Annotated in this window: 1 rRNA gene; it reads left to right on the top strand. The window is 54.8% G+C overall.

The window, feature by feature from the left end:
* Nucleotides 1-547: ribosomal RNA gene (locus BJU60_RS14890) — 23S ribosomal RNA — on the top strand; the annotation flags it as partial.

Genomic DNA, 547 nt, shown 5'->3' with positions numbered 1-547 from the left:
TGAACCGAAGCCCCAGTAAACGGCGGCCGTAACTATAACGGTCCTAAGGTAGCGAAATTCCTTGTCGGGTAAGTTCCGACCCGCACGAAAGGCGCAACGATCTGGGCACTGTCTCAACGAGAGACTCGGTGAAATTATAGTACCTGTGAAGATGCAGGTTACCCGCGACAGGACGGAAAGACCCCGTGGAGCTTTACTGCAGCCTGATATTGAATGTTGGTACAGCTTGTACAGGATAGGTAGGAGCCTTGGAAACCGGAGCGCTAGCTTCGGTGGAGGCATCGGTGGGATACTACCCTGGCTGTATTGACCTTCTAACCCGCTGCCCTTATCGGGCAGGGAGACAGTGTCAGGTGGGCAGTTTGACTGGGGCGGTCGCCTCCTAAAATGTAACGGAGGCGCCCAAAGGTTCCCTCAGAATGGTTGGAAATCATTCGCAGAGTGTAAAGGCACAAGGGAGCTTGACTGCGAGACCTACAAGTCGAGCAGGGACGAAAGTCGGGCTTAGTGATCCGGTGGTTCCGCATGGAAGGGCCATCGCTCAACG

The sequence above is a fragment of the Exiguobacterium aurantiacum genome, from assembly GCF_001766415.1.
In the GTDB taxonomy this organism is placed as follows: Bacteria; Bacillota; Bacilli; order Exiguobacteriales; family Exiguobacteriaceae; genus Exiguobacterium; species Exiguobacterium aurantiacum_A.
This window is presented reverse-complemented; position numbering and strand designations above follow the sequence as displayed.